The 26,380-nt window shown below is 73.5% G+C and carries 30 protein-coding genes and 1 tRNA gene; 14 read left to right on the forward strand and 17 right to left on the reverse strand.

What is annotated here, in order from left to right; genetic code table 11:
• Positions 1 to 38 precede the first annotated feature (38 nt).
• Positions 39 to 2,231, reverse strand: a complete 2,193-nt coding sequence (locus tag ACIP60_RS11020; protein WP_400682279.1) for a germacradienol/geosmin synthase — start codon at positions 2,229 to 2,231, stop codon at positions 39 to 41.
• Between the two features lie 301 nt (positions 2,232 to 2,532).
• Here ACIP60_RS11020 and ACIP60_RS11025 point away from each other — a divergent pair, with 301 nt between their 5' ends.
• The 3 genes from ACIP60_RS11025 to ACIP60_RS11035 all read left to right on the forward strand — a co-directional run bounded on the left by ACIP60_RS11025 (position 2,533) and on the right by ACIP60_RS11035 (position 5,010).
• Positions 2,533 to 3,609 (forward strand): acyltransferase family protein, encoded by a 1,077-nt coding sequence (locus ACIP60_RS11025; RefSeq protein WP_400682281.1) that lies wholly within the window; start codon positions 2,533 to 2,535, stop codon positions 3,607 to 3,609.
• Between the two features lie 167 nt (positions 3,610 to 3,776).
• On the forward strand, positions 3,777 to 4,313 hold the full coding sequence (locus ACIP60_RS11030) for a hypothetical protein (protein WP_400682282.1): 537 nt from the start codon (positions 3,777 to 3,779) through the stop codon (positions 4,311 to 4,313).
• Positions 4,314 to 4,407: 94 nt separating this feature from the next.
• Complete coding sequence (locus tag ACIP60_RS11035) at positions 4,408 to 5,010, forward strand: hypothetical protein (protein WP_400682284.1); 603 nt, start codon at positions 4,408 to 4,410, stop codon at positions 5,008 to 5,010.
• Positions 5,011 to 5,019: 9 nt separating this feature from the next.
• Here the strand turns inward: ACIP60_RS11035 and ACIP60_RS11040 are convergent, their stop codons facing one another.
• The 12 genes from ACIP60_RS11040 to ACIP60_RS11095 form a co-directional block, all read right to left on the reverse strand.
• On the reverse strand, positions 5,020 to 5,151 hold the full coding sequence (locus ACIP60_RS11040; protein WP_400682286.1) for a DUF6126 family protein: 132 nt from the start codon (positions 5,149 to 5,151) through the stop codon (positions 5,020 to 5,022).
• 103 nt (positions 5,152 to 5,254) lie between these two features.
• Complete coding sequence (locus ACIP60_RS11045; protein ID WP_400682692.1) at positions 5,255 to 6,892, reverse strand: SulP family inorganic anion transporter; 1,638 nt, start codon at positions 6,890 to 6,892, stop codon at positions 5,255 to 5,257.
• A gap of 56 nt (positions 6,893 to 6,948) precedes the next feature.
• Positions 6,949 to 7,137, reverse strand: a complete 189-nt coding sequence (locus ACIP60_RS11050; protein ID WP_400682288.1) for a hypothetical protein — start codon at positions 7,135 to 7,137, stop codon at positions 6,949 to 6,951.
• A 162-nt stretch (positions 7,138 to 7,299) separates the two neighbouring features.
• Positions 7,300 to 7,659: an ArsR/SmtB family transcription factor gene (locus ACIP60_RS11055; RefSeq protein WP_400682290.1), complete on the reverse strand. Its 360-nt coding sequence runs from the start codon at positions 7,657 to 7,659 to the stop codon at positions 7,300 to 7,302.
• Positions 7,660 to 7,929: 270 nt separating this feature from the next.
• Positions 7,930 to 8,003, reverse strand: a tRNA-Ala gene (locus tag ACIP60_RS11060).
• Between the two features lie 137 nt (positions 8,004 to 8,140).
• Positions 8,141 to 9,232, reverse strand: coding sequence for a gephyrin-like molybdotransferase receptor GlpR (gene glpR / locus ACIP60_RS11065; RefSeq protein ID WP_400682291.1), 1,092 nt, complete (start codon positions 9,230 to 9,232; stop codon positions 8,141 to 8,143).
• A gap of 150 nt (positions 9,233 to 9,382) precedes the next feature.
• A complete protein-coding gene (locus ACIP60_RS11070) occupies positions 9,383 to 10,009 on the reverse strand; it encodes a GNAT family N-acetyltransferase (protein ID WP_400682695.1) in 627 nt (208 codons plus the stop codon).
• Positions 10,006 to 10,506: a molybdenum cofactor biosynthesis protein B gene (locus tag ACIP60_RS11075; RefSeq protein ID WP_400682293.1), complete on the reverse strand. Its 501-nt coding sequence runs from the start codon at positions 10,504 to 10,506 to the stop codon at positions 10,006 to 10,008. Before ACIP60_RS11075 ends, ACIP60_RS11070 begins: the two co-directional genes overlap by 4 nt.
• Entirely contained in the window at positions 10,503 to 10,940 is a 438-nt protein-coding gene (moaC, locus tag ACIP60_RS11080) for a cyclic pyranopterin monophosphate synthase MoaC (RefSeq protein WP_233533806.1), read from the reverse strand. The genes ACIP60_RS11075 and moaC overlap by 4 nt, the downstream gene beginning before the upstream one ends.
• Positions 10,941 to 11,055: 115 nt before the next feature.
• Positions 11,056 to 12,369, reverse strand: a complete 1,314-nt coding sequence (gene glp / locus ACIP60_RS11085; protein ID WP_400682295.1) for a gephyrin-like molybdotransferase Glp — start codon at positions 12,367 to 12,369, stop codon at positions 11,056 to 11,058.
• 64 nt (positions 12,370 to 12,433) lie between these two features.
• On the reverse strand, positions 12,434 to 13,354 hold the full coding sequence (gene galU, locus ACIP60_RS11090; protein WP_100836655.1) for a UTP--glucose-1-phosphate uridylyltransferase GalU: 921 nt from the start codon (positions 13,352 to 13,354) through the stop codon (positions 12,434 to 12,436).
• A gap of 57 nt (positions 13,355 to 13,411) precedes the next feature.
• The gene (locus ACIP60_RS11095) at positions 13,412 to 14,251 is read right to left on the reverse strand and encodes a GGDEF domain-containing protein (RefSeq protein WP_400682296.1); all 840 of its coding nucleotides are present in this window, start codon (positions 14,249 to 14,251) and stop codon (positions 13,412 to 13,414) included.
• 64 nt (positions 14,252 to 14,315) lie between these two features.
• On the opposite strand from ACIP60_RS11095, the gene ACIP60_RS11100 reads away from it, so the two are divergent.
• Positions 14,316 to 14,903: a 5-formyltetrahydrofolate cyclo-ligase gene (locus ACIP60_RS11100; protein WP_400682298.1), complete on the forward strand. Its 588-nt coding sequence runs from the start codon at positions 14,316 to 14,318 to the stop codon at positions 14,901 to 14,903.
• A gap of 145 nt (positions 14,904 to 15,048) precedes the next feature.
• On the opposite strand, the gene ACIP60_RS11105 is transcribed toward ACIP60_RS11100, so the two are convergent.
• Positions 15,049 to 17,793, reverse strand: a complete 2,745-nt coding sequence (locus ACIP60_RS11105; RefSeq protein ID WP_400682299.1) for a penicillin acylase family protein — start codon at positions 17,791 to 17,793, stop codon at positions 15,049 to 15,051.
• 218 nt (positions 17,794 to 18,011) lie between these two features.
• On the opposite strand from ACIP60_RS11105, the gene ACIP60_RS11110 reads away from it, so the two are divergent.
• The 3 genes from ACIP60_RS11110 to ACIP60_RS11120 all read left to right on the forward strand — a co-directional run bounded on the left by ACIP60_RS11110 (position 18,012) and on the right by ACIP60_RS11120 (position 21,595).
• Positions 18,012 to 19,652 carry a potassium/proton antiporter gene (locus ACIP60_RS11110; RefSeq protein ID WP_400682301.1) on the forward strand — a complete coding sequence of 547 codons (1,641 nt, stop codon included), beginning with the start codon at positions 18,012 to 18,014 and terminating at the stop codon, positions 19,650 to 19,652.
• Positions 19,653 to 19,872: 220 nt separating this feature from the next.
• Positions 19,873 to 21,171, forward strand: coding sequence for an MFS transporter (locus ACIP60_RS11115; protein WP_400682302.1), 1,299 nt, complete (start codon positions 19,873 to 19,875; stop codon positions 21,169 to 21,171).
• A 94-nt stretch (positions 21,172 to 21,265) separates the two neighbouring features.
• Entirely contained in the window at positions 21,266 to 21,595 is a 330-nt protein-coding gene (locus tag ACIP60_RS11120) for an FmdB family zinc ribbon protein (protein WP_400682304.1), read from the forward strand.
• A 108-nt stretch (positions 21,596 to 21,703) separates the two neighbouring features.
• On the opposite strand, the gene ACIP60_RS11125 is transcribed toward ACIP60_RS11120, so the two are convergent.
• From ACIP60_RS11125 to ACIP60_RS11135, 3 genes are all read right to left on the reverse strand, one after another.
• Positions 21,704 to 21,994, reverse strand: a complete 291-nt coding sequence (locus ACIP60_RS11125; RefSeq protein ID WP_400682306.1) for a hypothetical protein — start codon at positions 21,992 to 21,994, stop codon at positions 21,704 to 21,706.
• A gap of 93 nt (positions 21,995 to 22,087) precedes the next feature.
• The gene (locus ACIP60_RS11130; RefSeq protein ID WP_400682307.1) at positions 22,088 to 22,408 is read right to left on the reverse strand and encodes a hypothetical protein; all 321 of its coding nucleotides are present in this window, start codon (positions 22,406 to 22,408) and stop codon (positions 22,088 to 22,090) included.
• A 53-nt stretch (positions 22,409 to 22,461) separates the two neighbouring features.
• Positions 22,462 to 22,668 (reverse strand): hypothetical protein, encoded by a 207-nt coding sequence (locus ACIP60_RS11135; RefSeq protein WP_400682308.1) that lies wholly within the window; start codon positions 22,666 to 22,668, stop codon positions 22,462 to 22,464.
• A gap of 222 nt (positions 22,669 to 22,890) precedes the next feature.
• Here ACIP60_RS11135 and ACIP60_RS11140 point away from each other — a divergent pair, with 222 nt between their 5' ends.
• The 7 genes from ACIP60_RS11140 to mscL all read left to right on the forward strand — a co-directional run bounded on the left by ACIP60_RS11140 (position 22,891) and on the right by mscL (position 26,368).
• Positions 22,891 to 23,721, forward strand: a complete 831-nt coding sequence (locus ACIP60_RS11140; protein WP_400682310.1) for a Scr1 family TA system antitoxin-like transcriptional regulator — start codon at positions 22,891 to 22,893, stop codon at positions 23,719 to 23,721.
• Entirely contained in the window at positions 23,718 to 23,936 is a 219-nt protein-coding gene (locus tag ACIP60_RS11145) for a DUF397 domain-containing protein (RefSeq protein WP_400682311.1), read from the forward strand. Before ACIP60_RS11140 ends, ACIP60_RS11145 begins: the two co-directional genes overlap by 4 nt.
• Before the next feature lie 168 nt (positions 23,937 to 24,104).
• Positions 24,105 to 24,323, forward strand: coding sequence for a DUF397 domain-containing protein (locus ACIP60_RS11150; RefSeq protein WP_400682313.1), 219 nt, complete (start codon positions 24,105 to 24,107; stop codon positions 24,321 to 24,323).
• A 119-nt stretch (positions 24,324 to 24,442) separates the two neighbouring features.
• On the forward strand, positions 24,443 to 24,661 hold the full coding sequence (locus tag ACIP60_RS11155) for a DUF397 domain-containing protein (protein ID WP_400682314.1): 219 nt from the start codon (positions 24,443 to 24,445) through the stop codon (positions 24,659 to 24,661).
• 155 nt (positions 24,662 to 24,816) lie between these two features.
• Positions 24,817 to 25,035 (forward strand): DUF397 domain-containing protein, encoded by a 219-nt coding sequence (locus ACIP60_RS11160; RefSeq protein ID WP_400682316.1) that lies wholly within the window; start codon positions 24,817 to 24,819, stop codon positions 25,033 to 25,035.
• 157 nt (positions 25,036 to 25,192) lie between these two features.
• The gene (locus tag ACIP60_RS11165) at positions 25,193 to 25,411 is read left to right on the forward strand and encodes a DUF397 domain-containing protein (RefSeq protein ID WP_400682318.1); all 219 of its coding nucleotides are present in this window, start codon (positions 25,193 to 25,195) and stop codon (positions 25,409 to 25,411) included.
• 540 nt (positions 25,412 to 25,951) lie between these two features.
• Positions 25,952 to 26,368, forward strand: coding sequence for a large conductance mechanosensitive channel protein MscL (gene mscL / locus ACIP60_RS11170; protein WP_100836667.1), 417 nt, complete (start codon positions 25,952 to 25,954; stop codon positions 26,366 to 26,368).
• Positions 26,369 to 26,380 lie beyond the last annotated feature (12 nt).

The raw sequence follows: 26,380 nt of genomic DNA on the forward strand, positions 1-26,380 counted from the left end.
CTCGCGCGGTTCCCCGCGCCCCTGGCGCCGCCCGCGCCCTACCGGCCGATGGTCTCCAGGATGCGCATCGCCGACGTCCCCAGGTCGGCCGGGACGGCCGCCTTCGGGGCGAAGTGCCGCCGCAGCACGTCCTCGGCGTAGCGGTCGCACGCGCGGTGCCAGTGCAGGACGGCGGCCATCCAGTCCTCCAGCTCGCGGACGTACCCGTCGAGGGCCTGCGCGGCCTCGCCCTCGATCGCGAAGTCCTGCTTGAGGATCGGGAGTTCGCCCTTGACCACGTGCGCGAACTGGCTCAGCCGGGAGGTCATCAGGTCGGCCACGATGTCGACCGCGACGGGGTAGTCGCAGGAGAAGAAGTTCTCCACCACCCGGACCAGGTTGTGGAACTCGCCCTCGTACTCGACCTCCTTCTGGTACGAGTGCAGGTCGTTGACCAGGCAGGCGTAGTCCGCCGCGGAGTTCTCGATCGCGCGCATGGTGCCGCTGGCGTACACCTCCTCGGGGATCACCTCGCCGCGGCCGAGCCGGGACAGGCTCATCGTCAGGTCGGAGCCGAAGGTGGCGCGGCGCATCTCGATGTAGTCGACCGGGTCGGGGACGCGGTTCTGCGCGCCGTTGGCCAGCTCCCAGAGCCAGCTGTCGATCATGTCCCCGACGGCCTTGCGGAACTTGGCCCGGGCGCTCTGCGAGAACGGGGCGCTGGTGCGCTGCCAGAGGTCGGCCAGGCCGGCCTCCAGCGCGTTGCGCGGGGGGAACGGGAGGCTGCCGTCGAGCGTCATCAGCGCGTACAGCCGCTCGTTGGCGGCCTTCGCGCCGGCCAGGTCGCGCGGGCGGCCGAAGACGACGGGGTAGTAGTCGTCGGCGTAGGTGCCCCAGGTCAGCCAGGCGGAGGAGAGGTCGAGCTCGGCGGGGGTGCCGTCGGGGTCGATGCCGGCGGCGCACAGCGCGAAGTCGTAGTCGCGGAGCTTGCGTTCGTCCCAGATGTCGGAGGCCGGGACGCCGGGCTCCGGGTCGAGCAGGCCGAACTCGCGGGCCCAGCCGACCACGTACTCGCGGGAGGCGTCCAGGTGCGGGTTGAGGCTGAGCGGGTACGGCATCGGGAAGTCGGGCAGCAGGGACGGCCCGGACGTGCGGTGCGGGGCGTGGGCGAAGCTGCGCAGGCCGCGGATGCCCGCCGCGAGGCGGATGTTGGCCGCCGAGGTGCCCAGGCCCCGGGGGCCGAGCACCGGGGCGGCCGCGCCGCCGCCGTTCATGTAGCGGCTGGAGCGCATGTGCCACTCGTGGCCGCCGGACTGCCAGTCCTGCATGCCCTTGACGTAGGCCAGGACGCGGGCGACCTCCTCCGGGCTCAGCGCGTGCTCGGCGAAGAGCGGGGCGAGTTCGGTGAGCGCGGTGTTCTCGAACTGCTGGAGCCGGGAGGTCAGCAGGTCGTTGACCGCGTCCGCGGCCTCCTGGGTGGAGCAGCCGAGGAAGGTCTCCAGCACCAGGACGCCGTTGGACAGCTCGCCCTCCTCGCCGATCTCGCGCTCGTACGAGAACAGGTCGTTGCGCAGGTGCACGCCGTCCGAGAAGGCGTCCCGCAGGACGCGCAGCGGGCGGGAGTACGCCACCGCCTCGGGCACCTCGGCCCCCGCCGCGTACTCGACCAGCCCGGCCGACCAGGGCGCGCCGCCGACCTTGCGGCGCATCTCGATGTACTCGACCGGGTTGGAGACCCGGCCCTCGTTGATGTTCGACAGCTCCCAGAGCGACTCGTTCAGCAGGTTCCTGGTCGACTCGGCGAACCGGGCCCGCCAGTCCGCCGACATGTGCGGGACGGTCCGCTGCCACAGGTCGGCCAGGCCGGCCTCGACCGGGTTGGTCGCCTCCGGGTAGCCGTCCGCGAGGTCCATCGGCATGAAGGCGGGCAGCCGGTCCAGGTACGCCTTGCCGCCCTCGCGGTCCAGGGTGCGCTTGAAGGTCTCCAGGAAGTGGTCGTCGAAGAAGAACACCCAGGTGTACCAGTCGGTGACGAGGTCCAGCGCCCCGCTGTCGCAGTCGGGGTGGGTGTAGGAGCAGAGCAGCGCGTAGTCGTGCGAGTCGAGGTCGTGCTCCTCCCAGATGCCCGAGCCCTCCAGCATGCCGAAGCGGCGCGCCCACTCCTTGGTGTGGACCCGCGCCTGCTCGTAGTGCGGGTTGATCCTGGCCGGATACGGCACGTAGAAGTCCGGCAGTTCGAACGGCTGAGCCACTGGGTCCCGCCCCTAGGTGTGCGTCTGATGGTGTGCCGTCGACGGAGACCGGCACGCTGCCTAACGAGCCCGCGGGCCCGCGGTCACCGGTACCCCGCTGGGCCACCCGGATTCCGCAATCCACCCGTACGAGTGACACCCGGGCGCGCCGCCGTGACGGACGGCGCCGTCCGACCCCCGCGGCGGGGTCGGCCGCCTCCCCGGTCCCGGGCGCCTCCCCGGCCCCGGGCGCCCCGCGCGGTACCAGCGCGGTGCCCGCGCGGTCCCCGTTCCGTGGCACCCCGTAGAGTCCTGTCGGTCCGTGCCCCCTTCCGACCTGTGGGAACCCGTGCTCGCCGATCCCCCGCTCGCCCGACCCGGCCCCGACGGGCCCGCGGCTCCCCGCGGGCGCGAACCGTTCTTCGACCACGTGAAGCTGCTGGCGACGGTGCTGGTGGTCTGCGGGCACTTCTGGGAGCCGCTGGCGCGGGTGCCGGGGCACCGGGTGCTGCACGCCGCGTACCTGCTGGTGTACGCGTTCCACATGCCGGTGTTCGTGTTCGTGTCCGGCTGGTTCTCCCGCTCCTTCACCGCCCGCCCGGACCAGCTCGGCCGGCTGCTGAGCGGCGTGCTGGTCCCGTACCTGCTGTGGACCACCCTGCTGGGGGCGTACACGGCGTGGCTGGACGGGGGGCGGTTCGCGCTGGACCTGCTCACCCCGGTCTGGGTGACCTGGTTCCTGCTGTCGCTGTTCCTGTGGCGGCTGAGCGCCCCGCTCTGGCACCGGCTGCGGGCCCCGCTGACCACCGCCGTCGCCGTCTCGCTGCTGGCGGGGGCGCTGCCGCTGACCCCGCAGCTGTCGATCGGACGGACCCTGCAACTGCTGCCGTTCTTCGTCGCCGGGCTGACCCTGGACCGCGACCGGGTGCTCGCACTGCGCGGCAACCGGCGGCTGCGGGCCGCCGCGCCCCCGGTGTTCGCGGCGGCGGCGCTGCTCGCGTACTGGCTGGTGCCGCGGCTGGACGCGGCCTGGTTCTACCGGAGCGCCGGCGCGGCGGGCCTGCACGCGGGCCTGCCCCGCTGGCTGGCGCTGTCGCTGGCGGTCAACCTCGCGGGGGCGGTCCTGGGCGTGCTGTTCCTGGCCCTGGTGCCGGTCCGGGCCGGCTGGTACAGCGGGCTCGGCGCGGCCAGCACGGCGGCGTTCCTGGTGCACCCCTTCGTCCAGCTGGCCCTGGTCCGCGCGGGCGGCTACCGCGGGGGCCTCCTCACCTCGGCGGCCGGGCAGGCGGCCCTGACCCTCGCCGCCGCCGCGCTGGCCCTGCTGCTGTGCACCCCGCCGGTCACCCGGCTGCTGCGCCCGCTGCTGACGCCCCGGCTGCGGCTGCTGCTGCGGGACTGAGCGGCGCCGGCCGACCGCCGGCCGTGCGTCGACCGTCCGCCGGCCGTGCGTCGGCCGTGCGTCGGCCGGGTGTTCGAGCCGACTATGATCCCCGGGAACTGCCGCCCGGCCGGGCCCGACGACGAACGACGGCGCACGGGGAGCGGGCGGAACACCGGGGGGTAGGGATGTCCGCTGTCCGCGCCTGGCACCGCAGGCCGCTGACCTGGGTGCTGATCGCGCTGCTCGTCCTGGGCGGCGGCCTGGTCGGCGCCCGCCGGGCCTGGGGCGGCTGCTGGCCGCTGCACCCGCACGACGCCCGCGCCTACCGGCAGTACGACTGCGCCAACCTCGGCGGCCCGCGCAACCTGCCCACCCTGCTGCGCTACTACGACGTCACCCTCCCCGGGGGCGCCACCGAGGTCCGCTACTACAGCGACGACAACTCGGCCGCCGGCCCGGACGTCCTCTTCCTGCGCTTCACCGCCCCGCCCGCCACCGCCACCGCCTACCTCGCCGCTCTGCGCGCCACCGCCGTCACCACCGACCCGGACACCGCCCTGCACGACACCGACGTCCTGCGCCGCCGCGACCACGTCGACTGGGACTTCCCGCCCGGCCTCGCCCACCAGGTCCTCACCTTCGGCCCGTCCCCCGCCGGTACCGCCGTCACGACTCCCGACGGCGACGCCACCACCGTCCGCCTGACCGTCCTGAAGCCCTGACCCCGTCCTCCCGCCCGGGGTGCCGCAGCGCCCGCACCCGCGGGCGGACACCTCCCCGCCCCGGGCTGTCGTGACGTCCTGTCAGACTCCCGGCATGGAGGACACGGGGATGAACAGCTACCAGCGGATGGCCGAGCGGTTGTACGAGTTCGGTCTGACCACCCGCGCGCTGGCGGACGAGACGATCGAGTACGCCGCCGACTGGCCAGAGTTCCCGCCGGAGCGGCGGGAACGGGACCTGATCGCGGTGGCGGCCCTCTGCGAGGCGGTGGTCCAGGCCCACAGCGACGACGTGGACTTCGCGGAGGACGCCTACCGCGCGATCTTCCGGACGGCCGGGCGGCTGTCCGGCGGCGCGGTGACCGTCACCGACGTGGAGCTGGTCGGCGACGAGGACTCCCTCCGGGACCTGCGCTTCAAGGTCAACGGCGTGCCGAAGTGCTGGCCGATCGACCAGGAGTCGGACGACTACCTCGACCTGGCCGCCGTCGCGGAGGGCATCGACGACCTCGCCCCGGGCGGCGGCGACCCCCGGGTCTTCCACCTCCTCCCGGGCGTGCGCCGCCACGACGACGACCACTACCTGCTGGCCACCCCGGAGCAGGCGGCCGCGCTGCACGCGGAGTTCGGCCTGCGGATCGAGGTCCGCGGCCCGGACGGGGAACTGCTGGGCGAGGCTCCGCCGCGGCTCCGGTAGCCCCCGCCCTCAGTGGCGGCCGCCGACGGCGAACAGCAGGATCACGAACCCGGCGAACAGGTGGGTGCCGGCGACGTGGATCAGGGCGCGGACGATCATCCCCCGACGCCTGCTCCGCTCGTCGCGGACGGCGTCGCTCATGGCTGCTCCGGTGGGCTCGAACGGGCGGGTACGGGCGGGTACGGGCTGGTACGGGCGGGCGGGCGGATCGAGTGGGGGCCGGGGCGGCGGCGTTCGTCGGCCGTCAACCCGCCGCCCCCGTACCCGCGCCCGTCGGCAGCTCCGCCCCGGCCAGGTGCCGCCGGGCGCAGGCGATCGCCTCGGGGGTGGTGCCGAACACCCGGCCCTGGTCGCGCAGCCGGTCCAGCACGCCGAGCGCGGCCAGCGGGCGGTGGTGTTCCGCGCGCAGGCCGGAGAGCAGCACCAGGGTGCCGCGCCGTTCGAGGGCGGCGATCGCGTCGCCCAGGACGACCGCGCCGCTGGCGTCGATCGCGCTGACCCGCGACATCCGCAGGATCGCGACCCGTACCCGGTCCGCGCCGGTGAGTTGCGGCAGGAAGCGGTGCGCGGCGGCGAACAGCAGCGGGCCGTCGATCCGATAGGCAACGACGTGCTCGGCGGGCAGCGCCCGTTCCTCCTCGCGGTGGCCGGCGGTCGGCGGTTCCTCGTGCAGCGGGACCTGTTCGACCCGGGCCGCCCGGGCCACCTCGGCCAGCGCCAGCGCCCCGGACAGCAGCAGGCCCACCACCACAGCCGTCACCAGGTCGAACGCCAGGGTCGCGACGGCGGTCAGCACCAGCACCGCCGTCGCGCCGCGCCCGCTGCGGGCCAGCGCCCGCAGCGAGCCGGTCTCGACCATCCGCACCGCGGTGGCGATCAGCACGCCGGCCAGGGCCGCCAGGGGGATGCCGGACACCAGCGGCGCGGCGGCGAACACGATCACCGCGAGCACCGCGGCGTGCACCAGCGACGCCAGCCGGGAGGCCGCGCCGGAGCGGACGTTGACGGCGGTCCGGGCGATCGCCCCGGTCGCGGCCACCCCGCCGAACAGCGGGGCCGCCAGGTTGGCCAGGCCCTGGCCGAACAACTCCCGGTCGCTGTCGTGCCGTTCGCCCGCGCCCATGGCGTCCGCGGCGGTCGCCGACATCAGCGACTCCAGCGCGGCGAGCGCCGCCACCGCGAGTGCCGGGGGCAGCAGCGCGGGCACGTCCGCGGCCTCGAAGAAGCCGAGCGAGGGGGTCGGGAGCCCGGCGGGCAGGTGGCCGATGCTCTCCACCGGCAGGTCCGCGAACCGGGCCAGCAGGGTGGCCGCGACCACCGCGAGCAGCGAGAACGGGACGGCGGGCCGCAGCCGGGAGCCGACCAGCATCACGGCGGCCACCCCCAGCGCCAGGCCGAGCGCCGCCCAGTGCGGGGTGCCGAGGAAGGCGCCGGCCGCCCGGGCCGCGACCACCGCCGGGTTGTCGCCGCCCGGCTCGGGGACGCCGAGCGCGCCGGGCACCTGCTGGAGCGCGATCACCCCGGCGATGCCGACCGTGAAGCCCTCCACCACCGGCACCGGCACGTACGCCATCCAGCGCCCGGCCCGGGCCAGCGCCAGCGCCAACAGCACCGCCCCGGCCAGCAGACCGACCGTCAGCACCCCGTCCACGCCGTAGCGGTGGACGATCGGCACCAGCACCACCGTCATCGCGCCGGTCGGCCCGGACACCTGGAGGTTCGACCCGCCGAACACCGCCGCCAGCGCGCCCGCCACCACGGCGGTGGCCAGCCCGGCCTCGGCGCCCGCGCCGGAGGAGATGCCGAAGCCGAGCGCGAGCGGCAGCGCGACGACGGCGACGGTCAGCCCGGCCAGCAGGTCCCGGCGCGGGGAGCGGCCCATGGCGGCGAGGGTCCGCCGGCTGGGCAGCACCGCCGCGAGGCGGTGCCGGACGGTGGTCACGGCCGGTCCGCCGGGGCGTCCGGCGGGAGTTCGATCCCGTGCTGCCCGGCGAGCCGCAGCAGTTCGGCGGCCCGCCCGGCGTAGGCCAGCGCACCGTCCTCGTCCCCGTCGGCGCGCGCCTCGGCCTCGGAGTGCCTGGCCCGGACGAGTTGTTCGCGCAGTTCCCCGTCGAAGCTCCCGGTCACCGTCGCCCTCCTTCGGCCGCCCCGGCCCGGCCCGATTGGGGCGTACCGGCTGCCGGTCCCACAGCAGGCATCATGTATTGACTTTACGAATTTCGCAAATCACAGTTTTGGCATACCGGAGGGCGCAGGACGGCCCCGGAGTGCACCGCGAAGGGGCGCGCCTCAGCCCCGGCCGCTCGTCCCGGTGGGCGCGCGCAGGCCGTCCAGCAGCTCGGCCTGCCCGGTGATCACGCCGCCCAGGATCTCCCGGGCCACCGCGAGCAGTTCGGCCACCCGCGGACTGGTGAGGCTGTAGTGCACGGTGCTGCCCTCCCGCCGGGCGACCACCAGGTTGGCCCGGCGCAGCACGGCGAGCTGCTGCGACAGGTGCGCCGCCTCCACCCCGGTCTCGGGCAGCAGCTCGGCCACCGCGTGCTCGCGCACGCTGAGCAGCTCCAGGACCCGGATCCGGACCGGGTGCCCGAGCGTCTTGAAGAACTCGGCCTTCACCTGGTACAGCGGCGTGCTGACCACCGGAGTCACGCGGGGGGTGTCGTCGCCCACATCCTCACCCCATCTCCGTCGAATCCTGGACGCCGCCGTCAGGCACGACCATAGCAACCGCCCACCGCCACCGAGAGCGACCACGGCACCACCCCGATCGGCCCGGACCACGACCCCGGAGGCGGGCCGGGAATTCCACCGCCGCGCATCCCGGCGGCCCTGACGCACCGCCATACCGCCGCATCGCCGCACCGCTCCGAAATGCGCAAAGGCCCTCCCGGATTACCCGGGAGGGCCTTTGCCATGGGGTGGAGCTGAGGGGATTCGAACCCCTGACCCCCTCGATGCGAACGAGGTGCGCTACCGGACTGCGCCACAGCCCCAACAAGAAAGAACTCTATCACCTCCGCGGAGGTCCCCGTGACCATGGTCGACGCGGTCCGGCGGCGGGGTGGCGGGGGGACGCGAACGCCCCGGCGCGGGGGGAGCGTTGCGGCCGGGGCGGGGGCGGGCGGGGTGGCTACTCGTTGGCGGCGCGGGGACGGGTGGCCCAGTCCGCGGTGGCGGCGGGGGGCTGGGCGGGGTCGCCGCCGTACTGGTCGTAGAGCGGGGTGGCCGGGCGGCCGGAGTCCCAGGTGTTGGGGGCGGAGAGGTCGAGGCCGCGGGTGGTGCGGGGGGCCACGGGGGCGGTGACGTAGGTGGGGAGGGGGACGGGGACGGGTTCCCAGGAGTCCGGTCCGGCGGCGGCCCGGGAGCGGACGCCGTCGGCCCACTCCTCGTGCTCGGTGGCCTCGGCCAGGACGGTGGCCCGGGTGGTGCTCGGGTCCGCGGTGGCGGCCGCTTCGGCGGCGGGCGCGGGGCGGTCCGCGGCGGGGGCGGCGGCCGGGCGGGCGGTCCGCTCGCGTTCGCGCTCGCGCAGCCGCTCGGCGGCCTGCGCGGCCCGGCCGCGGTCGAACTTGACCTCGTAGCGCTGCCGCTCCAGTCGGCGCAGGTGGCCGATGTAGAGGGTGAGCAGCACGCCGGGGACGGCGGGCACCCAGAGGAAGGCGAAGCCGGCCACCCCGGCGACCACGGCGCCCAGCGCGAAGGCCAGGAACAGCATGGTGACCATCCGCCGCCGCCGGGCGAGCAGCAGGGCCCGCCGCTCGGCGGAGCGCCGGTCGCCGTGCTCGCGCTCCCGCTCGCGTTCCCGCTCGGCGCGGCCCTCGGCGGGCTTCGCCGCCGCGAGCGGCTCGGCCGCCGGTTCGGCGGCCGGTTCGGCGGCCGGTTCGACCGCGGGCCCGGCGCCCGGCCCGGCGGCCCGGGTGGGCACGTCGGCGGGATCGGGCGCGGGGCCGGACTCGCGCCCGGAGGCGGAGGCGGGGGCGGGATCGGCGAGGGCCCCATCCGGGTCCTGCCCGGCGGGGTGCTGCTGGTCGGCGGTCTGGTCGCCGAGGACTCGGGCCGCGCGCCGCTCCATGGCCGATCGACCGGCCAGCAGGCGGATCGCGGTACTGAAGCGTTCCGTCGGACGCGACTCGTTGAGCTCGTCCTGCCTGCGGAGCCACATCGGCACCAGATAGGCAGCCCAGGCCCCTACGATGACCGCGTAGATAAGGCCGCTACTGCTCACGTTTCACACGGTACGGGCGCGGGCGAAGGCACTGCAGCAATTTGGCGCGGCGTGTCGTGTGATCAAGCTGATTCTCAGACTATTTTGCCGGTATTTGTGACGGCTCGCCCCGGCCCCGATGCCATATCGATATCAATTTCGAACAAGTATTCAATTATCCTGCGGCGGCCGGTTCCTGAGGGCGTACCAGCGCCGCAGCAGCCCGTCGGCGGCCTCCTCGGCGGTGAGCGCGTACACCAGGTGGTCGCGCCAGTCGCCGTCGATGTGCAGGTAGCGCGGGCGCACCCCCTCCTCGCGGAAGCCGAGCTTCTCCACCACCCGGCGGCTGGGCCGGTTCTCCGGGCGGATGCAGACCTCGACCCGGTGCAGGCCCAGGTCGCGGAAGCAGTGGTCGACGGCGAGCGCGACGGCGGTGGGCACGATGCCGCGTCCGGCGACCGCCTCGTCCACCCAGTAGCCGACGTTGGCGGAGCACATCGAGCCCCAGGTGATCCCGCCGACCGTCAACTGGCCGACCAGGCGGCCCTGGTGGAGCAGGACGAAGGGCAGCATCCGGCCCGCCGCGGCCTCGGACCGCAGGTAGCGGACCATCTGCCGGTAGGTGGGCCGGGGCAGCGGGGCCCGGCCGGGCGGGGCGGGCGGGACGGTGGCCTCCCAGCGGCGCAGCCAGTCCCGGTTGCGCCGGCTGACCTCCTGCCACTCGGCCTGGTCGCGGCGGCGGATGGGCCGCAGCAGGATGTCCCCTTCGGCCAGTTCGACGGGCCAGCCGGCGTTCAGTGGGCGCTCCCGGAGGGATCGGCGGGTCGCGGGTGGTCGCCGCCGGCCAGCTGGTCGACGGCGTGCGGCAGCAGCGGGGCGAGCACGGCCAGGCCGTCGCGGACGCCGCCGGTGGAGCCGGGCAGGTTGACGATCAGGGTGCGTCCGGCCAGGCCCGCCAGGCCGCGGGAGAGCGCCGCGGTGGGCACCTTGTCCCGGCCGTGCGCGCGGATCGCCTCGGGGATGCCGGGGATCGGCCGGTCGAGCACCCGGGCGGTCATCTCGGGCGTGAGGTCCTGCGGGGAGATGCCGGTGCCGCCGGTGGTGAGCACCACGTCGTACCCGGCGGCGACGGCCTCGCGCAGGGCGGCCTCGACCGGCTCCCCGTCCGGGACGACGACCGGCCCGTCGGCGGTGAAGCCCATCGCGCGCAGTCCGGCGACCAGCAGCGGGCCGCCCCTGTCCTCGTACACGCCGGCCGAGGCCCGGTTGGAGACGGTGACGGCGAGCGCCCTCACTTGGCGTCCTCCCGGTGCCAGTCGCCGCTCTTGCCGCCGGTCTTGCTGAGCACCCGGACGTCCTCGATGGCGGCGGCCTTGTCGACGGCCTTGACCATGTCGATGACGGTGAGCGCGGCGGTGGCGACGGCGGTGAGCGCCTCCATCTCGACGCCGGTGCGGTCGGCGGTGCGGACGGTGGCGGTGATCTCGACGGCGGTGTCGGTGACGGCGAGGTCGACGGTGGTGCCGGTGAGCGCGATCGGGTGGCAGAGCGGGATCAGCTCGGGCGTCCTCTTGGCGCCCATGATCCCGGCGATCCGGGCCACCGCGAGGGCGTCGCCCTTGGGGACGCCCTCGCCGCGCAGCAGTTCCACCACCCGGGGGGAGACCCGGACGCGGCCGGCCGCCACCGCGACCCGGGTGGTGGCGGCCTTCGCGGAGACGTCGACCATCCGGGCGGCGCCGGTGTGGTCGACGTGCGTGAGGCGGTCGCCGGGGGGTGTGTCGGTCACGAGTGGCTCCAGTGGCACGGTGCGAATCTCGCGCTACCGTACAGCCCCGTCCCGGTCAGTCCGTGAGAAGGACCACGTCGACGGCGCTTCCGGCGGGCAGCGCGGTGACGTCCTCGGGGACGGTGATCAGGCAGTCGGCCTTCGCCAGCGCCCCGACCAGGTGCGATCCCTCGCCGCCGACCGGGCCGACGGTGCCCGCCGCCGGGTCGTACCGGCCGCGCAGGAACTGCCGCCGCCCGGCCGGGGAGCGCAGCGCGGCGGTGGTCGCGGCGCGCACCACGGGGCGGTGCACGTCGGGGGCGCCGAGCATGGTGCGGATGACCGGGCGGACGAACAGCTCGAAGGAGATGTAGGCGCTGACCGGGTTGCCGGGCAGCGCGAGCAGCGGCACCCCGGCGCCCCCGCCGATCCGGCCGAAGCCCTGCGGCTTGCCGGGCTGCATCCGCAACCTGCGGAAGTCGACGCCGCCGTAGTCCGCGAACACCTCCTTGACCACGTCGTACGCGCCGACCGAGACGCCGCCGCTGGTGACGATCAGGTCGGCCCGGCCGAGCTGGTCCTCCAGCACGGCGCGCAGCACGGCCGGCTCGTCGGGGACGCCGCCGACCCGGTAGGCGACGGCGCCGGCGGCGATCGCGGCGGCGGTCAGGGTGAAGGAGTTGGAGTCGTGGATCCGGCCCGGGCCGGCGCTCTCGCCGGGCTGGACGAGTTCGGTGCCGGTGGAGAGCACGACCACCCGGGGGCGGGGTGCGACCCGGACGGTGCCGCGGCCGACCGCGGCGAGCAGGCCGAGCTGGGTGGGGCCGAGCACGGTGCCGGCCTCCAGCACGGTGTCGCCCGCGGTGACGTCGCTGCCCCGGCGGCGGATGTGCGCGCCCTCGGCGACCGGGCGCAGCACCCGGACCTCCTCGTCCGCGACGGGCGCGCCCATCGCGTCGGCGGCCTGCCCGGTGCCGGTGCCGCCGTCGGTCCACTCGACCGGGGCGACGGCCTCGGCGCCGGGCGGGACGGGCGCGCCGGTCATGATCCGGGCGGCCTGGCCGGGGCCGACCCTGGGCAGTTCGGCGGCGCCCGCCGCGATGTCGCCGACCACGGCGAGCACCGACGGGTACTGCCCGGTGGCGCGCACGGTGTCGGCGGTGCGCAGCGCATAGCCGTCCATCGAGCTGTTGTCGAAGGGCGGCAGGTCGTCGTCGGCCCGCACGTCCTCGGCGAGCCGGCAGCCCTGGGCGTCCAGCAGTTGCAGTTCGATGGGCGGCAGCGGGGCGACCGCGGCCAGGACGTCGGCGAGGTGCTCGTCGACGGTCCACAGCCGCGGCGCGGCCGGGGAGCCGGCCTCCGCGCAGCAGGGGTCGTGCTTCCCGGTCATCGCCTCACGCTCGCCTTCTACCGCCTTCTACGCCGGTCTTCGTGGTGGGTCGGCCCCGCGCGGGTCAGCCCTGCATCTCGGTGGCCACGAACTGCCGCAGCCAGCTGCGGAACTCGGGGCCGAGGTCCTCGCGCTCGGCGGCCAGCCGGACGATCGCCCGCAGGTAGTCGGCGCGGTCGCCGGTGTCGTAGCGGCGGCCCTTGAACAGCACGCCGTGCACCGGCCCGCCGGCGGACTCGTCGCGGGTGGCCAGTTCGCGCAGCGCGTCGGTCAGCTGGATCTCGCCGCCGCGGCCGGGCGGGGTCTCGCGCAGCACGTCGAAGACCGCCGGGTCGAGGACGTAGCGGCCGATCACGGCGTAGTTGGAGGGGGCGTCGGCGGTGTCGGGCTTCTCGACCAGGTCGGTGACCTGGAAGACGTCCTCGCCGAAGCCGTTGGCCTTGACGGCGGCGCAGCCGTACAGGTGGATCTGCGCGGGGTCGACCTCCATCAACGCGACGACGGAGCCGCCGAGTTCCTGCTGCACCTCGATCATCCGGGACAGCAGCGGGTCGCGCGGGTCGATCAGGTCGTCGCCCAGCAGGACGGCGAACGGCTGGCCCGCGACGTGCTGTTCGGCGACCGAGACGGCGTGGCCGAGGCCCTTGGGGTCGCCCTGGCGGACGTAGTGCATGCTGGCGAGCTGCACGGACTCCTGCACCCGGCGCAGCCGCTCCTGGTCGCCCTTGCGGCTGAGCAGCTCCTCCAGCTCGTAGGCGCGGTCGAAGTGGTCTTCCAGAGCACGCTTGTTGCGACCGGTGACCATCAGTATGTCGGACAGGCCCGCGGCGGAGGCCTCCTCGACGACGTACTGGATGGCCGGCTTGTCGACGACCGGGAGCATCTCCTTGGGCGTGGCCTTGGTGGCGGGGAGGAACCTGGTACCGAGGCCGGCGGCCGGGACGACTGCCTTGGTGACCGGCTGGCGGGCGTGCTTGTTCGTCATGCGTCGACCTTACTGAGGCGGGCGTCCCACCCTGCTGGGAGCGGCGTGAAACGTTGGTTAGGGCCTGTCACCGGTCGGGCCCGGGCCGACGGTGGTCGCATGCGGGGCGAGGGGTCCCCCGCCGGGGCCGGAAGACACCTTACCGGGCGCCGGTGAAGCGTCCGGACCGGCCGGCTCGGGCGGGAGCTGCTCGGTGGAGCGCCAGCGGTCGCCGCCCGCGGCGCGCGCGGCGGCCAGCGCGCGGTCGGCGGCCCGCAGCAGGACGGCGGAGTGCGCGCCGTCCCGGGGCAGCACGGCCAGGCCGACGGAGGCGGTCAGGCCGCTGCGCTCGCCCGGGTCGGCGCTCTCGCCGGGGTGACGGTCGGTCAGCCGGTGGCGGCGCACCGACCAGCACAGCCGCTCGGCGACCTGGGCGGCGCCCTCCGGGCCGGTGTCGGGCAGCAGCGCCAGGAACTCCTCGCCGCCGTAGCGGCCCAGGGTGTCGCAGCCGCGGATCTCCATCGCCAGGCGCTGGGCGAGGTCCCGGAGCATCGCGTTGGCGCGGGCCCGGCCGTGCTCGGCGACCACCGCCTCGAACCCGGCGACCTCGATCATCAGCACCGCCAGCGGCCGGGGGTCGATCGCGGTGGCCTCGGCCCGGCGGGCCCGTTCGATCTCGCGGTCCAGGGTGAGCTGGAGGTGCCGGTAGTTCCACACCCCGGTCAGCGGGTCGCAGGAGGCGGTGCGGACCAGTTCGTCGCGTTCCGCCGCCAGTTCCGCGATCTTCGCCAGGAGTTCCGCCTCCCGACCGCCCCGCTCGGCCCGGTCCCGCCGCCGGCGCAGCGCGAGGACGCCGGCGGCGGCCGGGGCGGCCGCACCGAGCGCGGCCAGGGCCTGGAGCAGGAGCGGGGTGGACATGCGGCGGCCTCGGGGCGTGTCAGGCTCGTGTCAGTGCACGGAACGGAGTGGAGGGAATCGAACGGTGACTGCGGATCGGTTGTCCAACGACAAGGCGGCGCTGAGGTCACGCCTGCTCGCCGAACGACGGGCGCTCGACGCGGCCGGACGCGCCGCCGCGGCCGGGGCGCTGGCCCGGCACGCCGCCGCGCTGGTGCCGCCGGGCGGCACCGTCGCCGCGTACGTCTCGGTCGGCGCGGAGCCCGGCACCCGCCCGCTGCTGGCCGCGCTCGCCGGGGCGGGCGTGCGGGTCCTGCTGCCGGTGCTGCTGCCGGACAACGACCTGGACTGGGCGGCGTACGAGGGCGAGGACCGCCTCTCCCCCGCCGGCCGCGGCCTGCTCGAACCCACCGCGCCCCGGCTCGGCCCGGACGCCGTCCTGGGCGCCGACGTGGTCCTGCTGCCCGGCCTGGCCGTCGACCCGCGCGGCACCCGGCTCGGCCGGGGCGGCGGCTCCTACGACCGGGTCCTGGCCCGCCTGACCCGGGCCGGGGCCCGCCCGCTGCTGGCCACCCTGCTCTACCCGGGCGAGCTGCTCCCGGCCCTCCCGGCCGAACCCCACGACCTGCCGGTGCACGCGGTGGTGACGCCGGAGGGCGTGACGCGCTTCTAGCCGGAGGCGGGGAGCGGGCCCCGGCGGTCCGCTCCCCGGCCGCCGGAGACGCGCGCCGCCGGGTGTCCGCGCCAGGTCCTGTCCGGTCGGTCGTGCCGGGCGCGCGACGCCGCGCGCCGATCCGGCAGGACCGACCGGACGGGGCCTAGTCGGTCAGGGTGAGGGTGTCCTTGCCCGCCTTGGCGACCGCGTCCTTGGTGTAGGCCCAGGGCAGGAGTTGGCCGGAGGCCCACAGGTCGGTCTGGTCGTTGTAGTGGGGGTGGAAGGCGTGGCCGGAGGCGCCGCCGACGTTGATCCAGCGGGAGGCGTCGAAGTCGCTGAGGTCGACGACCATCCGCATCGAGGGGATCCAGTCGACGTCGTAGCCGGCGGCGGCGTTCCAGCCGGTGGCGTCGACGGCGGCGCTGCCGCCGGAGAGCTTGTAGGGGCCCCGGTTGAGCAGCTTGTGGACGACGCCGGAGGCGATCGAGGAGTCGTCGCTGCCGAGGGTGGGCTCCTGCAGGGTGAGCTGGTGCAGGCGGCCCCAGCTCCAGGTGGAGATGTCCTTGCTGAGGCGCGAGGTGAGGTCCTGGCGGGCGTCCTTGAGCGCTTCGGCGAGCAGATTGCCGAGCCCGTGCTGCTGCTGGTGGTCGGAGTCGATGTAGTCCCACCAGGACGAGTCGGGGTTGGCGAGCTGCTGGCGGACGACCTCCATCCAGCGGTCGCCGCCGTCCGGCTGGGCCTGCGCGGGCTCGCGGGTGCCGCACTCGGTGACGGCCTGCGCGGCGCCGCCGAGGGCGTCGTCGGGCAGGGTGTTGTCGCGCTTCTGGCGCACCAGCAGGCAGTCGCCCTCGACCCGGAGGTCGGCGGGGAACTTCTGGCCGAAGGCGAGGGTGAGCAGGGCCCGCCAGACGCCGTTGTAGTAGGCGGCGGCGGCGGAGTCGGCGTCCTGGTGGTAGTTCCAGTCCTTGAGCAGGTCCTGGGCCTCGCGCACGTACGGGTCGTCGATCTTGACCTTGAGCAGCAGCGGGACGAGCTCCTTGGCCATCACGCTGGTGTTGTCGAGCTGCATGGACTGCATGTCGTCCAGCGAGACCTTGCCGCCGTTCTTGAGCTTGGCCTGGATCTGGTCGGTGATCTCCTTGGCGCGGGTGCCGTACTCCCAGTCGGTGGTGAGCGTCGGCTTGTAGCTCTGGTCGACGACGGCCTGGTTGGCCGTGACGATGTAGCCCTCGGGCGGGTTGTACGCGTAGGGCAGCGACTTGAACGGGAGGAAGGCGGTGTTCCAGGCGTACGCGGGGTCCCAGCCGGGCGAGGGGTAGCGGCCGTCGTTCTTCTTGCCGCGGACCGGGATCAGGCCGGGGGCCTGGTAGCCGATGTTGCCCTTGGTGTCGGCGTAGATCAGGTTCTGCGCGGGGACGGCGAAGTCCTTGGCGGCGGCCCGGAAGGACGTGAAGTCGGTGGCCCGGTCGATCTCGAAGACGGCGTCCATGGTGCGGCCGGGGACGAGCGCGGTCCAGCGCAGCGCGACGGCGTAGCCGGCCGCCCGGTCGGGGGCGGCGTTGCCGGCCGGGGCGTACCGGCCGACCTCCTGCTCCTCGGAGGACTGGTCGGAGATCAGCGGCATGCCGTCCTGGGTGGTGCGGACGGTGATGGTGCGGTCCTCGCCGCCGGCCACCTTGATGGTCTCCTTGCGGACGGTGAACTTCACGTCCTTGCCGTCGTAGAGGTAGGTGTCGGGGCCGGTGACCTTCTCCAGGTACAGGTCGGTGACGTCGGCGCCGAGGTTGGTGAAGCCCCAGGCGATGTCCTTGTTGTGGCCGATGACCACGCCGGGCATGCCGGCGAAGGTGTAGCCGGCCGCGTCGTAGCCGCAGGTGGCGGAGACGGTGCGGCAGTGCAGGCCCATCTGGTACCAGATGGACGGCATGCCGGGGCCGAGGTGCGGGTCGTTGGCGAGCATCGGCAGGCCGGTGGTGGTGTGGGTGCCGGCCACCACCCAGGAGTTGGAGCCGATGCCCTGGCCCTGCGGGCCGAGCAGCTGCGGCAGCGCGCCGACCTGCTGGGACAGGCCGCTCAGCAGCGACTGGGTGGCGGCCCGGGCCTGGGAGCTCTCGGCCGGGGCGGAGCCGCCGGCCAGCGGGGGCACGGTGTCGCCGGCGCCGGGGGTGTAGGTGCCGTCGGCGGAGACCTTGCCGGTCTTCACGATGGTGCCGTTGCGGTCGTACGGGTACCCGGGGTAGAGCTGGTCGATCTGCTCGGCGGTGAAGTCCTGGGCGAGCAGCGAGCGGTCGATCTCCTCCTGCATGTTGCCGGACAGGCTCCAGGCCATCGCCTTGAGCCAGGCCACCGAGTCGATCGGGTCCCACTTCTCGGGCCGGTAGCCGGAGTTGACGGTGCCGAGCAGCGCGTACTCGAGCGAGGCGCCGGCCCCGCCGGGGTGCTCGGCGAGCCAGGCGTTGACGCCCTCGGTGTAGGCGGTCAGGTTGCGCTTGGTCTCCTCGGAGAGGACCTCGTTCCACTCCTTCTCGGCGACCCTGCGCCAGCCCATGGTGCGCAGGAAGGTGTCCTGCTCGACCGAGGAGGAGCCGAACATCTCGGAGAGCCGGCCGGAGGTGATGTGCCGGCGGACGTCCATCTCCCAGAACCGGTCCTGGGCCTGCACGTAGCCCTGCGCGCGGAACAGGTCGGCGTCGGTGTCGGCGTACAGCTGCGGGACGCCCTTGTCGTCGCGGACCACGTCCACCGGCGCGGACATGCCGGCCACCTTGACGGTGCCGCTGACCTGCGGGAAGGAGGACCGGACGGTGTCCACCGCCCACCAGCCGCCGCCTACCAGACCCGCCACCAGCAGCACGGCGAGCAGGATCATGATCAGACGTGCGCGCCGGAACTTCTTCGAGCGGGGCATCCGAGTCCTTGTATGAGGGAGCGTGCGGCCGTGACAGGTCACCACATTAGGGCGAGCGCACCGGCGGCCGTGCACGGGGGACGCCCCGGCGGTTCGACGGCACCGCAGGGACCTTACCGGGTGCGGCCGGGCGGAGGGGCTGGCGTAAAGATCAAGTAAAATGTTAGGATGAGTAACGATCCGCCAGAAGCCCCCTCCCTGCCCCGAGGTGCCCCTGCGTGACCGTTGACCACCTGAACACCCTGCTGCTCGAGTCCGCCGTGATCCTGCTGTTCGCCGTCGTGGCGGTGCGGATCTCCACCCGCTCGGGGCTGCCCTCGCTGCTGATCTACCTCGGCATCGGCGTCGCCCTCGGCCAGAACGGCATCGGCATAAGCTTCAACAACGCCGAGCTCACCCAGGTCCTGGGCTACGCCGCCCTGGTGGTCATCCTCGCCGAGGGCGGGCTCAAGACCAGCTGGCGGTCCATCAGGCCGGTGGTCCCGGCCGCCGCCGTGCTGGCCACCCTGGGCGTCGCGGTCTCGGTCTTCGTCACGGCCGCCGGCGCGCACTGGCTGGTCGGCCTGGAGTGGCGCACCGCGCTGCTGCTCGGCGCGATCGTCTCCTCCACCGACGCCGCGGCGGTCTTCTCGGTGCTGCGGATGGTCCCGCTGCCCAAGCGGCTGACCGGCCTGCTGGAGGCCGAGTCCGGCTTCAACGACGCGCCCGTGGTGATCCTGGTGGTCGCCTTCGCCGCCACCGGCGAGCTCGACCCCTGGTACGTGCTGGTCGGCACCATCATCGTCGAGCTGGTGGTCGGCGGGGCGGTCGGCTACGCGGTCGGCAAGCTCGGCGCGTACGCGGTGCGCCGGGTCGCGCTGCCCTCCTCCGGCCTGTACCCGATCGCGGTGCTGGCGCTGATCGTGCTCGCCTACGCGGGCGGCTCGCTGCTGCACGCCTCCGGCTTCCTCGCCACCTACGTCGCCTCGGTGATCCTCGGCAACTCCAAGCTGCCGCACGGCCCCGCGGTGCGCGGCTTCGCCGACGGGCTGGCCTGGATCGGGCAGATCGGCATGTTCGTGGTGCTCGGCCTGCTGGTGACGCCCACCAGCATGGGCGCGGCGGTCGTACCGGGCCTGGTGGCCGGCGCGGTGCTGGTGTTCGTCGCCCGGCCGCTGTCGGTGCTGCTGACCATGACGCCGTTCCGGATCCCCTGGCAGGAGCAGGCGCTGCTGTCCTGGGCCGGGCTGCGCGGCGCGGTGCCGATCGTGCTCGCCACCATCCCGCTGGTGTCCGGCGCGACCGACGCCCAGCAGCTGTTCAACGTGGTCTTCATCCTGGTCGTGGTCTTCACCCTGCTCCAGGGCCCGACCCTGCCGCTGGTCGCCAGGTGGCTGCGGATCGGCGAGGGCGACATCGGCCAGGACCTGGGCATCGAGTCCGCCCCGCTGGAGAAGCTGCACGGCCACCTGCTCTCCGTCCACCTCGCCCCCGGCTCCCGGATGTCCGGCGTCGAGGTCTCCGAGCTGCGGATGCCCAAGGGCGCCGCCGTCACCCTGGTGGTCCGCGAGGGCTCCAGCTTCGTGCCGGACCGGACGACGGTGCTGCGCGAGGGCGACGAACTGCTGGTGGTCACCACCGACGAGGTCTCCGAGGCCGCCGAGCGCCGGCTGCGCGCCGTCGACCGCGGCGGCAAGCTCGCCGGGTGGCTGGAGCACGCGGAAGGTCCGTCCGCCGTTTCCCGGACGTCCCGCCGGGCGCCCTCCCTCGCCGGGAAGCCTTCCGCCGCCGGGAAGCCTTCCGCCGCCGGGAAGGCCCCCACCGCCGGGAAGGCTTCCGTTGCCGGGAAGCCTTCCATCGCCAGGAAGAAGACCGGCTGAACCGCTAAGCTGAAGGCCGGAACACCCCGATACACCCGATACACCCGCTTTTCCGTATCTGCCTGATGCAGAGTCGGCGCGACCGCTCGGCGGCCGGGCCCCGCGGCACCTCGCCCGGGCCCGGTAACAACCCCGGTCGACGCGCGAGAGGACGACTCTCGGCGCCGGACCGGTCCCCACCCCCGACCGCGGCGCTACCAGGCAGCAGAGAGGACCGACCGTGGCGGCGCGCCGACCGGTCGACGACACCACCACCCACGGCTCCGGCTACGGGGCGCTGCTGCGCACCCCCGGCGCCTGGACCTTCCTGCTCCCGGCGCTGGTCGCCCGGCTGCCGTACGCCATGCTCAGTCTCGGCGTCGTGCTGCTGGTCCACGACACCACCGGTTCCTACGGCCTGGCGGGCGCGGTCGCCGCGGCCGCCGCCGTCGCGCAGGCCCTGATCGGCCCGCAGACCGGACGGCTCGCCGACCGCCACGGCCAGGCCGCGGTGCTGGTCCCGGCCGTGCTGGTGCACGCCGGGGCGGTCGCCGCGCTGATCGTGCTGGCCCACGCCGGCGCCCCCGACTGGACGCTGTTCCTGGCCGCCGCGCCGGCCGGTGCGGCGGTGCCGCAGGTCGGCGCGATGGTCCGGGCCCGCTGGGTGCACCGGCTGGGCGAGCGGCCGGCCCTGATGAACACCGCCTTCGCCTTCGAGTCCGTCACCGACGAGTTCACCTTCGTCATCGGCCCGATGCTGGCCACCGGCATCGCCACCCTGGTCAACCCGTCCGTCGGGCTCACCGCCGAGGCCGCCCTGACCCTGCTCGGCGGCCTCGCCTTCGCCGCCCGCCGGGACACCGCGCCCGCGCCCACCGGGCCCGCCGCCCCCGGCCACCGGCGGGTCTCCGCGCTCTCCTCCCCCGGCGTGCGGCTGCTGGCCGGGGCCTTCCTCGGCCTCGGCACCGTCTTCGGCACCCTCCAGGTCTCGATCACCGCCTTCGCCGAGGACGCCGGCTCCGGCGGGCTCAGCGGTCTGGTCTACGGCCTCTTCGCGACCGGGTCGATGGTGGCCGGCGTGCTCTACGGCCTGGTCCCCTGGCGCTCCACCCCCCGGCGGCGGATGACCGCCTGCTACGCGCTGCTGGTGCTCGGCTGCTCCACCCTGTGGGCGATGCCCAACCTGGCCGCGCTGACCGCGGCCGGCCTGTTCTGCGGCCTGGCCATCGCGCCCACCCTGATCACCGGCTACACCCTGGTGGAGACCCTGGTCGCGGACGGCGCCAAGACCGAGGCGTTCACCTGGCTCACCGGCGCGATCGGCCTGGGCCTGGCGCTCGGCTCCACCGCCGCCGGGCAGCTGATCGACCGCTCCGGGCCCTCGCTGGGCTTCACCGTCGCCCTGGCCGGCTCCGGCCTCGGCCTGGTGGCGCTCGTCACGATGCGCCGCCTGCTGGCCGTTCCGGCACCCGCGCCCCGTACCGTGGCCCGGGGAGGCGCGGTCCGCGAGGAGCCGGTCGGCGCCGCCCGCCACGGCTGAGCCGCTGGACTCCTCCAGCGGAATGCCGCATCATGGACCGTCGTTAGCACTCATAGCGTGAGAGTGCCAGGGGGAGTGCAGGAGGAAGCGGAAAGTGCCCACGTACCAGTACCAGTGCACCGAGTGCGGCAACGGCCTCGAGGCGGTGCAGAAGTTCAGCGACGACGCGCTGACCACGTGCCCCGACTGCCAGGGGAAGCTCCGCAAGGTCTTCTCGGCCGTGGGCGTGGTCTTCAAGGGCTCCGGCTTCTACCGCACCGACAGCCGCTCCAGCTCCAGCAGCTCGGTGGGCTCGTCGTCGTCCTCGACGTCCCCGTCCTCCTCGACCGCCTCTTCCGGCGGCAGCGCCTCGTCCTCCTCGACGGGCTCCGGCAGCTCCGGCTCCGGCTCCAGCTCCAGCAGCTCCGCCTCCAGCACGAGCTGACCGCGGCGCTCCGCGGACACCGGGTCCCGCACGGGCCCGGTGTTCCGCGCTGACGGCACGGCCCGCGGCGCCCCTTCCCCGCCCCGTTCCCCGCCTCGCCGTGACCGCTCACCCGGCCGCCACCGGCCCGGACGGCTCCCGGACCTCGCTCCACACGGTCTCCTTCGCCACCCCGCCGTTGCGCGACGGGGGCGAGCGGCGGTGCCCCCAGCGGTCGCCCAGCGCGAGCGCCTCCAGCACCCCGAGCTCGTCCGGCGCGGGCCCGGTCAGGTGGAGTTCGACCCGGTAGCCGCCGGGGATAGCGGTCAGCCGGGCCTCCCCGCCACCGGCTGCCGCCAGCTTCTCGGCGATCGCCCACGCCCGGTCCCGGGCGGCCTGCCGCGCCTCCGCGTTCCCCACGGGATCAGTGCGGACGGCCGGACGCGACGAGGACCGCCGCCGCCACCCGGACCGCGGACGTGACCCTCCGGGCTTCGCCACGCTCACCGCCGCTCATGAGGCGACCTCCAGCGCGGGACGGCCCTCGCAACCGGGCCGGACGAAGGACAGGTCGCCGCGCAGGAGGGCGAGTTCGAGCAGCGCCTCGGCCAACCGCTGCACCCACGGCAGCCCGGCGCACCCCAGCGCGACGCCGCCGGACTCCGGCGGCACCTCGACTCGGTAGACCGGCGACAGCCCCGGCGGCGGATCGAGTCGGGCCAGCCGGAACGCCCGCTCCAGCAGGTCGGCGGCCTGTTCGGAGTCGGCGAACCCCGCGCGCAGAAAGCGCCGGAGGGCATCGACCGCCTCCGGTGGCTGTCCGGTGTACAACACGTGCATCCCTTCGTTCGGGTGTCGGGTGTCGGGTGGGCGGGACGACCGGCCGGTCAGGCCGCGTCCGGTGCCTGGGCCCCGTCGCGGTCGCCGCAGCGCGGGCACCGGCAGGCCGGCCAGAGCAGCGCGGAGACCAGCGGCAGGAAGCGTTCCTCCTCGGACGTGCAGGACGAGACCTGCACCCGGGCTCCGTCGGCCCGCACGGTGTAGACCCGGATCGTCAACTTCGCTTTCGGCTCCGGGTCCTGGTGGTTCGGCATGGCGATCGACCTCACGGCTGGTTTGCGCTGTGCAAGGGGAGTTCGGAGAGCGCTCACGCCCCCTCGGACGGCCCGGACGACACGCACGCCGGGAGCGAGCTCCCGCGCGCCGGTCACCGTCCGCTTCTTTCTGCGTTCTCTGCGTCACAAGCATCGGCGGGAACGGCTACGCTCACCAGGGCTTGACCGTTGACCGTTCCGGTCCGTCAAAGGGGGACAACCATGGAAACCGGAAACGAAGTTGATCTGGTGTCATCTCCCGCCCTGCGCTTCGGCCGGGAACTTGCCAGGTCACGGGCGGCTCGCGGGTGGTCGCAGGTCAGGTTGGCCAAACACATGGGCTACACGAACGGCTACATCTCGCTCATCGAACGAGGTAAGCGGGCCCTGACTTTTACTTTCGCTGTAAAAGCCGACGAGGTGTTCGGCACCGGCTCGCGATTCCAGGAACTCTGGCGGCTCTACTCGAACGCGAGCCTGGTGGAGGGGTTCACGGAGTATGTCGAAGCAGAGGCGAGGTGCCGGATGCTCCGCACTTTTGAGTTGGGCATCGTTCCGGGACAGCTTCAGACGCGCGCCTACGCCTCAGCCTTGGCGATGGCGGCGGCGCAGCGTGGAGACATCACCGAAGCCCAGGCGGAGGCGCGAGTATCTTTCCTGTTGAACCGCCAACAGATCTTCCAGCGCCCCGCCGCACCTATCGTCCACGCGGTGCTGGACGAGGGGTGCATCCGTCGGGTCATAGGCGGACCCGAAGTCATGGCGAACCAACTTGCGCATCTTGAGGCCATGGCAGCGAGCCCTCACATCGTGCTGCAGATCGCTCCGTTCACACTGGGCGAGTGGGCACCGTTCAGAACGTCGGTAGTCCTGCTCACCCTGCCCGACAGGTCGGTGCTCGGCTATGCGGAATCCCTGGCCCGAGGACATGTAGAGCGGAACCGGGAGACTGTTGCCTCCTGGTCCAAGCGCTACGATCGGCTTCTGGTGGAGTCCCTCCCAACGGCCCCTTCACTAGACATGATCCGAACTGCTCGGAAGGAACTCGCATGACCCACATCGACCTGCATAACGCCCAGTGGGTGAAGAGCAGCCACAGCTCCGACGGTGGCAACTGCGTCGAGTTCACGCCGGAGTTCACCGCCACCCACGGCATCGTCCCGGTCCGCGACTCCAAGGACCCCCACGGCCCCGCCCTCCTCTTCACCGAGCCCGCCTTCACCGCCTTCGTCACGGCGATCAAGGCCGGAAACTTCGAATCGATCTGACCCGCCACCAGAACCACCGAGCCCCGCAGGCCGGCTACTTGGGCGCGCGGGGCTTCTTCATGCCCGACACCGGAAAACCTCACCCCGTCGCTTCCGCCCCGAAGTACGATCGCCAGCGCCAAGCAGCCCCACCGACCCACCACTGCAATCGCCACAGGAGGAACTCGCATGACACCCATCGACCTGCACAATGCCCAGTGGGTGAAGAGCAGCCACAGCACCGACGGCGGCAACTGCGTCGAGTTCGCAACCGAGTTCACCGCCACCCATGGCATCGTCCCCGTCCGCGACTCCAAGGACCCCCACGGCCCCGCCCTCCTCTTCACCGAGCCCGCCTTCACCGCCTTCGTCACGGCAATCAAGGCCGACCGCTTCCAAGGCATCTGACTTAAAACCAGTACCGCATGGTCGCGCAGCCAAGCCACTTGGACGCACGGGGCTTCTGCGCGTCCCAATCCGGGAAGCCTCCTCTGGCTCACGCCACGATCGCCGCAGGAGGAACTCACATGCCCCACATCGACCTGCCCAACGCCCAGTGGGTGAAGAGCAGCCACAGCTCCGACGGCGGAGAATGCGTCGAGTTCGCACCCGAGTTCACCGCCACCCATGGCATCGTTCCGGTCCGCGACTCTAAGGACCCCCACGGCCCCGCCCTGCTCTTCGGCGAGGCTTCCTTCACCGCCTTCGTCACGGCGGTCAAGACCGGCCACTTCACCGAGGCCTGACCCACCGGCCCTGCAGGTCGGCGCGGCCCGTCTGCGGGGCTTCATCGCACCGGAAGTCGGGAATTCCCTCCTGACGCGCTCCGCCCCGAAAGCACGATCGCCAGCACCAAGCGGCCCCGCCGGCCATCACAACAACCGCCACGGGAGGAACTCGCATGACCCACATCGACCTGCCCAACGCCCAGTGGGTGAAGAGCAGCCACAGCACAGACGGCGGCGACTGTGTCGAATTCACGCCGGAGTTCACCGCCACCCACGGCATCGTCCCGGTCCGCGACTCCAAGGACCCGCACGGCCCCGCTCTCCTCTTCACCGAGCCCGCCTTCGCCGCCTTCGTCACGGCGGTCAAGGCCGGGAACTTCAACGAGGTCTGACCCACCACCGGCTGTCGAAGGCCAGAACGACCGCCTGTGGGGCTTCTTCGCATCTGAGAACGGGAAGCTCTCCTGGCTCGCTCTGCCCCGACAACACGGCCGCCAGCACCAAGCGGCCCCGCCGGCCATCACAACAACCGCCACGGGAGGAACTCGCATGCCCCACATCGACCTGTCCAGCGCCCGGTGGGTGAAGAGCAGCCACAGCGGCAATGGCGGCAACTGCGTCGAGTTCACGGCCGAGTTCACCGCCACCCACGGCATCGTCCCGGTCCGCGACTCCAAGGACCCGCACGGCCCCGCTCTCCTCTTCACCGGGGCCGCCTTCGCCGCCTTCGTCACGGCGGTCAGGGCTGGCCACTTCACCGAGGTCTGATCCACCACCGGGACTCGCGGACCCGCTGTCGGGGGCGGGTTACGCGGGTTCCTCCGGACGGTGGGGGCGGGTGGGTCACGGGGTGGGGGCCGGACGGCGTAGGGGTTCACTCGGTGGGGTGAGGTCGGTTTTCCACAGGGGCGGGTTTTCCACAGGGTGGGGGAATTCGGGGCGGGGTTGTCCGGGTGGGTCGCAGGATGGCTGGCGCGGCTCCGTCCGGGGTCGTGTGCTTCGTTCGGGAAGGCCCGTGCCGTGACCTCTTTCCTGCTGCCCGCCGTGCTCGTTCCGCCGCGCCGTGAGGTGCCTGATTTCCCGCCGATCCTGGGCGTCGCGTCGGGGCGCCACCGCTTGTGGCGGGCGTTGCGGCGGCGTTCCGGTCTGCTTGCCGTGGTCTGTCTGGCGCTGTCCGCCGTGCTGCTCTGCGGGGCGCCGCCGCCCGGGTCGGGGGCGGGTGGTGGGGTGGTGGGGTGTGCTCGGGCGTCAACCTGACGGTGGGGGGTTCACCCGTGACTTTCGGGGGCGTCCGCCGTTCGACGCGGCATGAAAGGCTTCAAGGAATTCCTGCTCCGCGGCAACGTGGTGGACCTGGCCGTCGCCGTCGTCATCGGCGCGGCCTTCACCAGCGTCGTCAACGCGTTCGTCAAGGGCGTGATCAACCCGCTGGTCGGTCTGTTCGGCACCAAGGACCTGGCCGCCTACAGCTCCTGCCTCAAGGGGCCGTGCACGGTGGACGACGCCGGCAACGTCACCTCGGGCATCTTCATCCTCTGGGGTTCGGTGCTCAGTGCCGCGCTCAGCTTCCTGATCACCGCCGCCGTCGTGTACTTCCTGCTGATCCTGCCGATGAACCACTTCATGCGGAGGCGCAAGTCCGTGGAGGACGAGGCGCTGGACGTCGAACTGAAGGAGGTCGAACTGCTCGCCGAGATCCGCGACGCGCTGGTGCGCCGCGGCTGATCCCGCCGTTCC

This window comes from Kitasatospora sp. NPDC088783 (assembly GCF_044750705.1).
GTDB classification, from domain to species: Bacteria; Actinomycetota; Actinomycetes; order Streptomycetales; family Streptomycetaceae; genus Kitasatospora; species Kitasatospora fiedleri.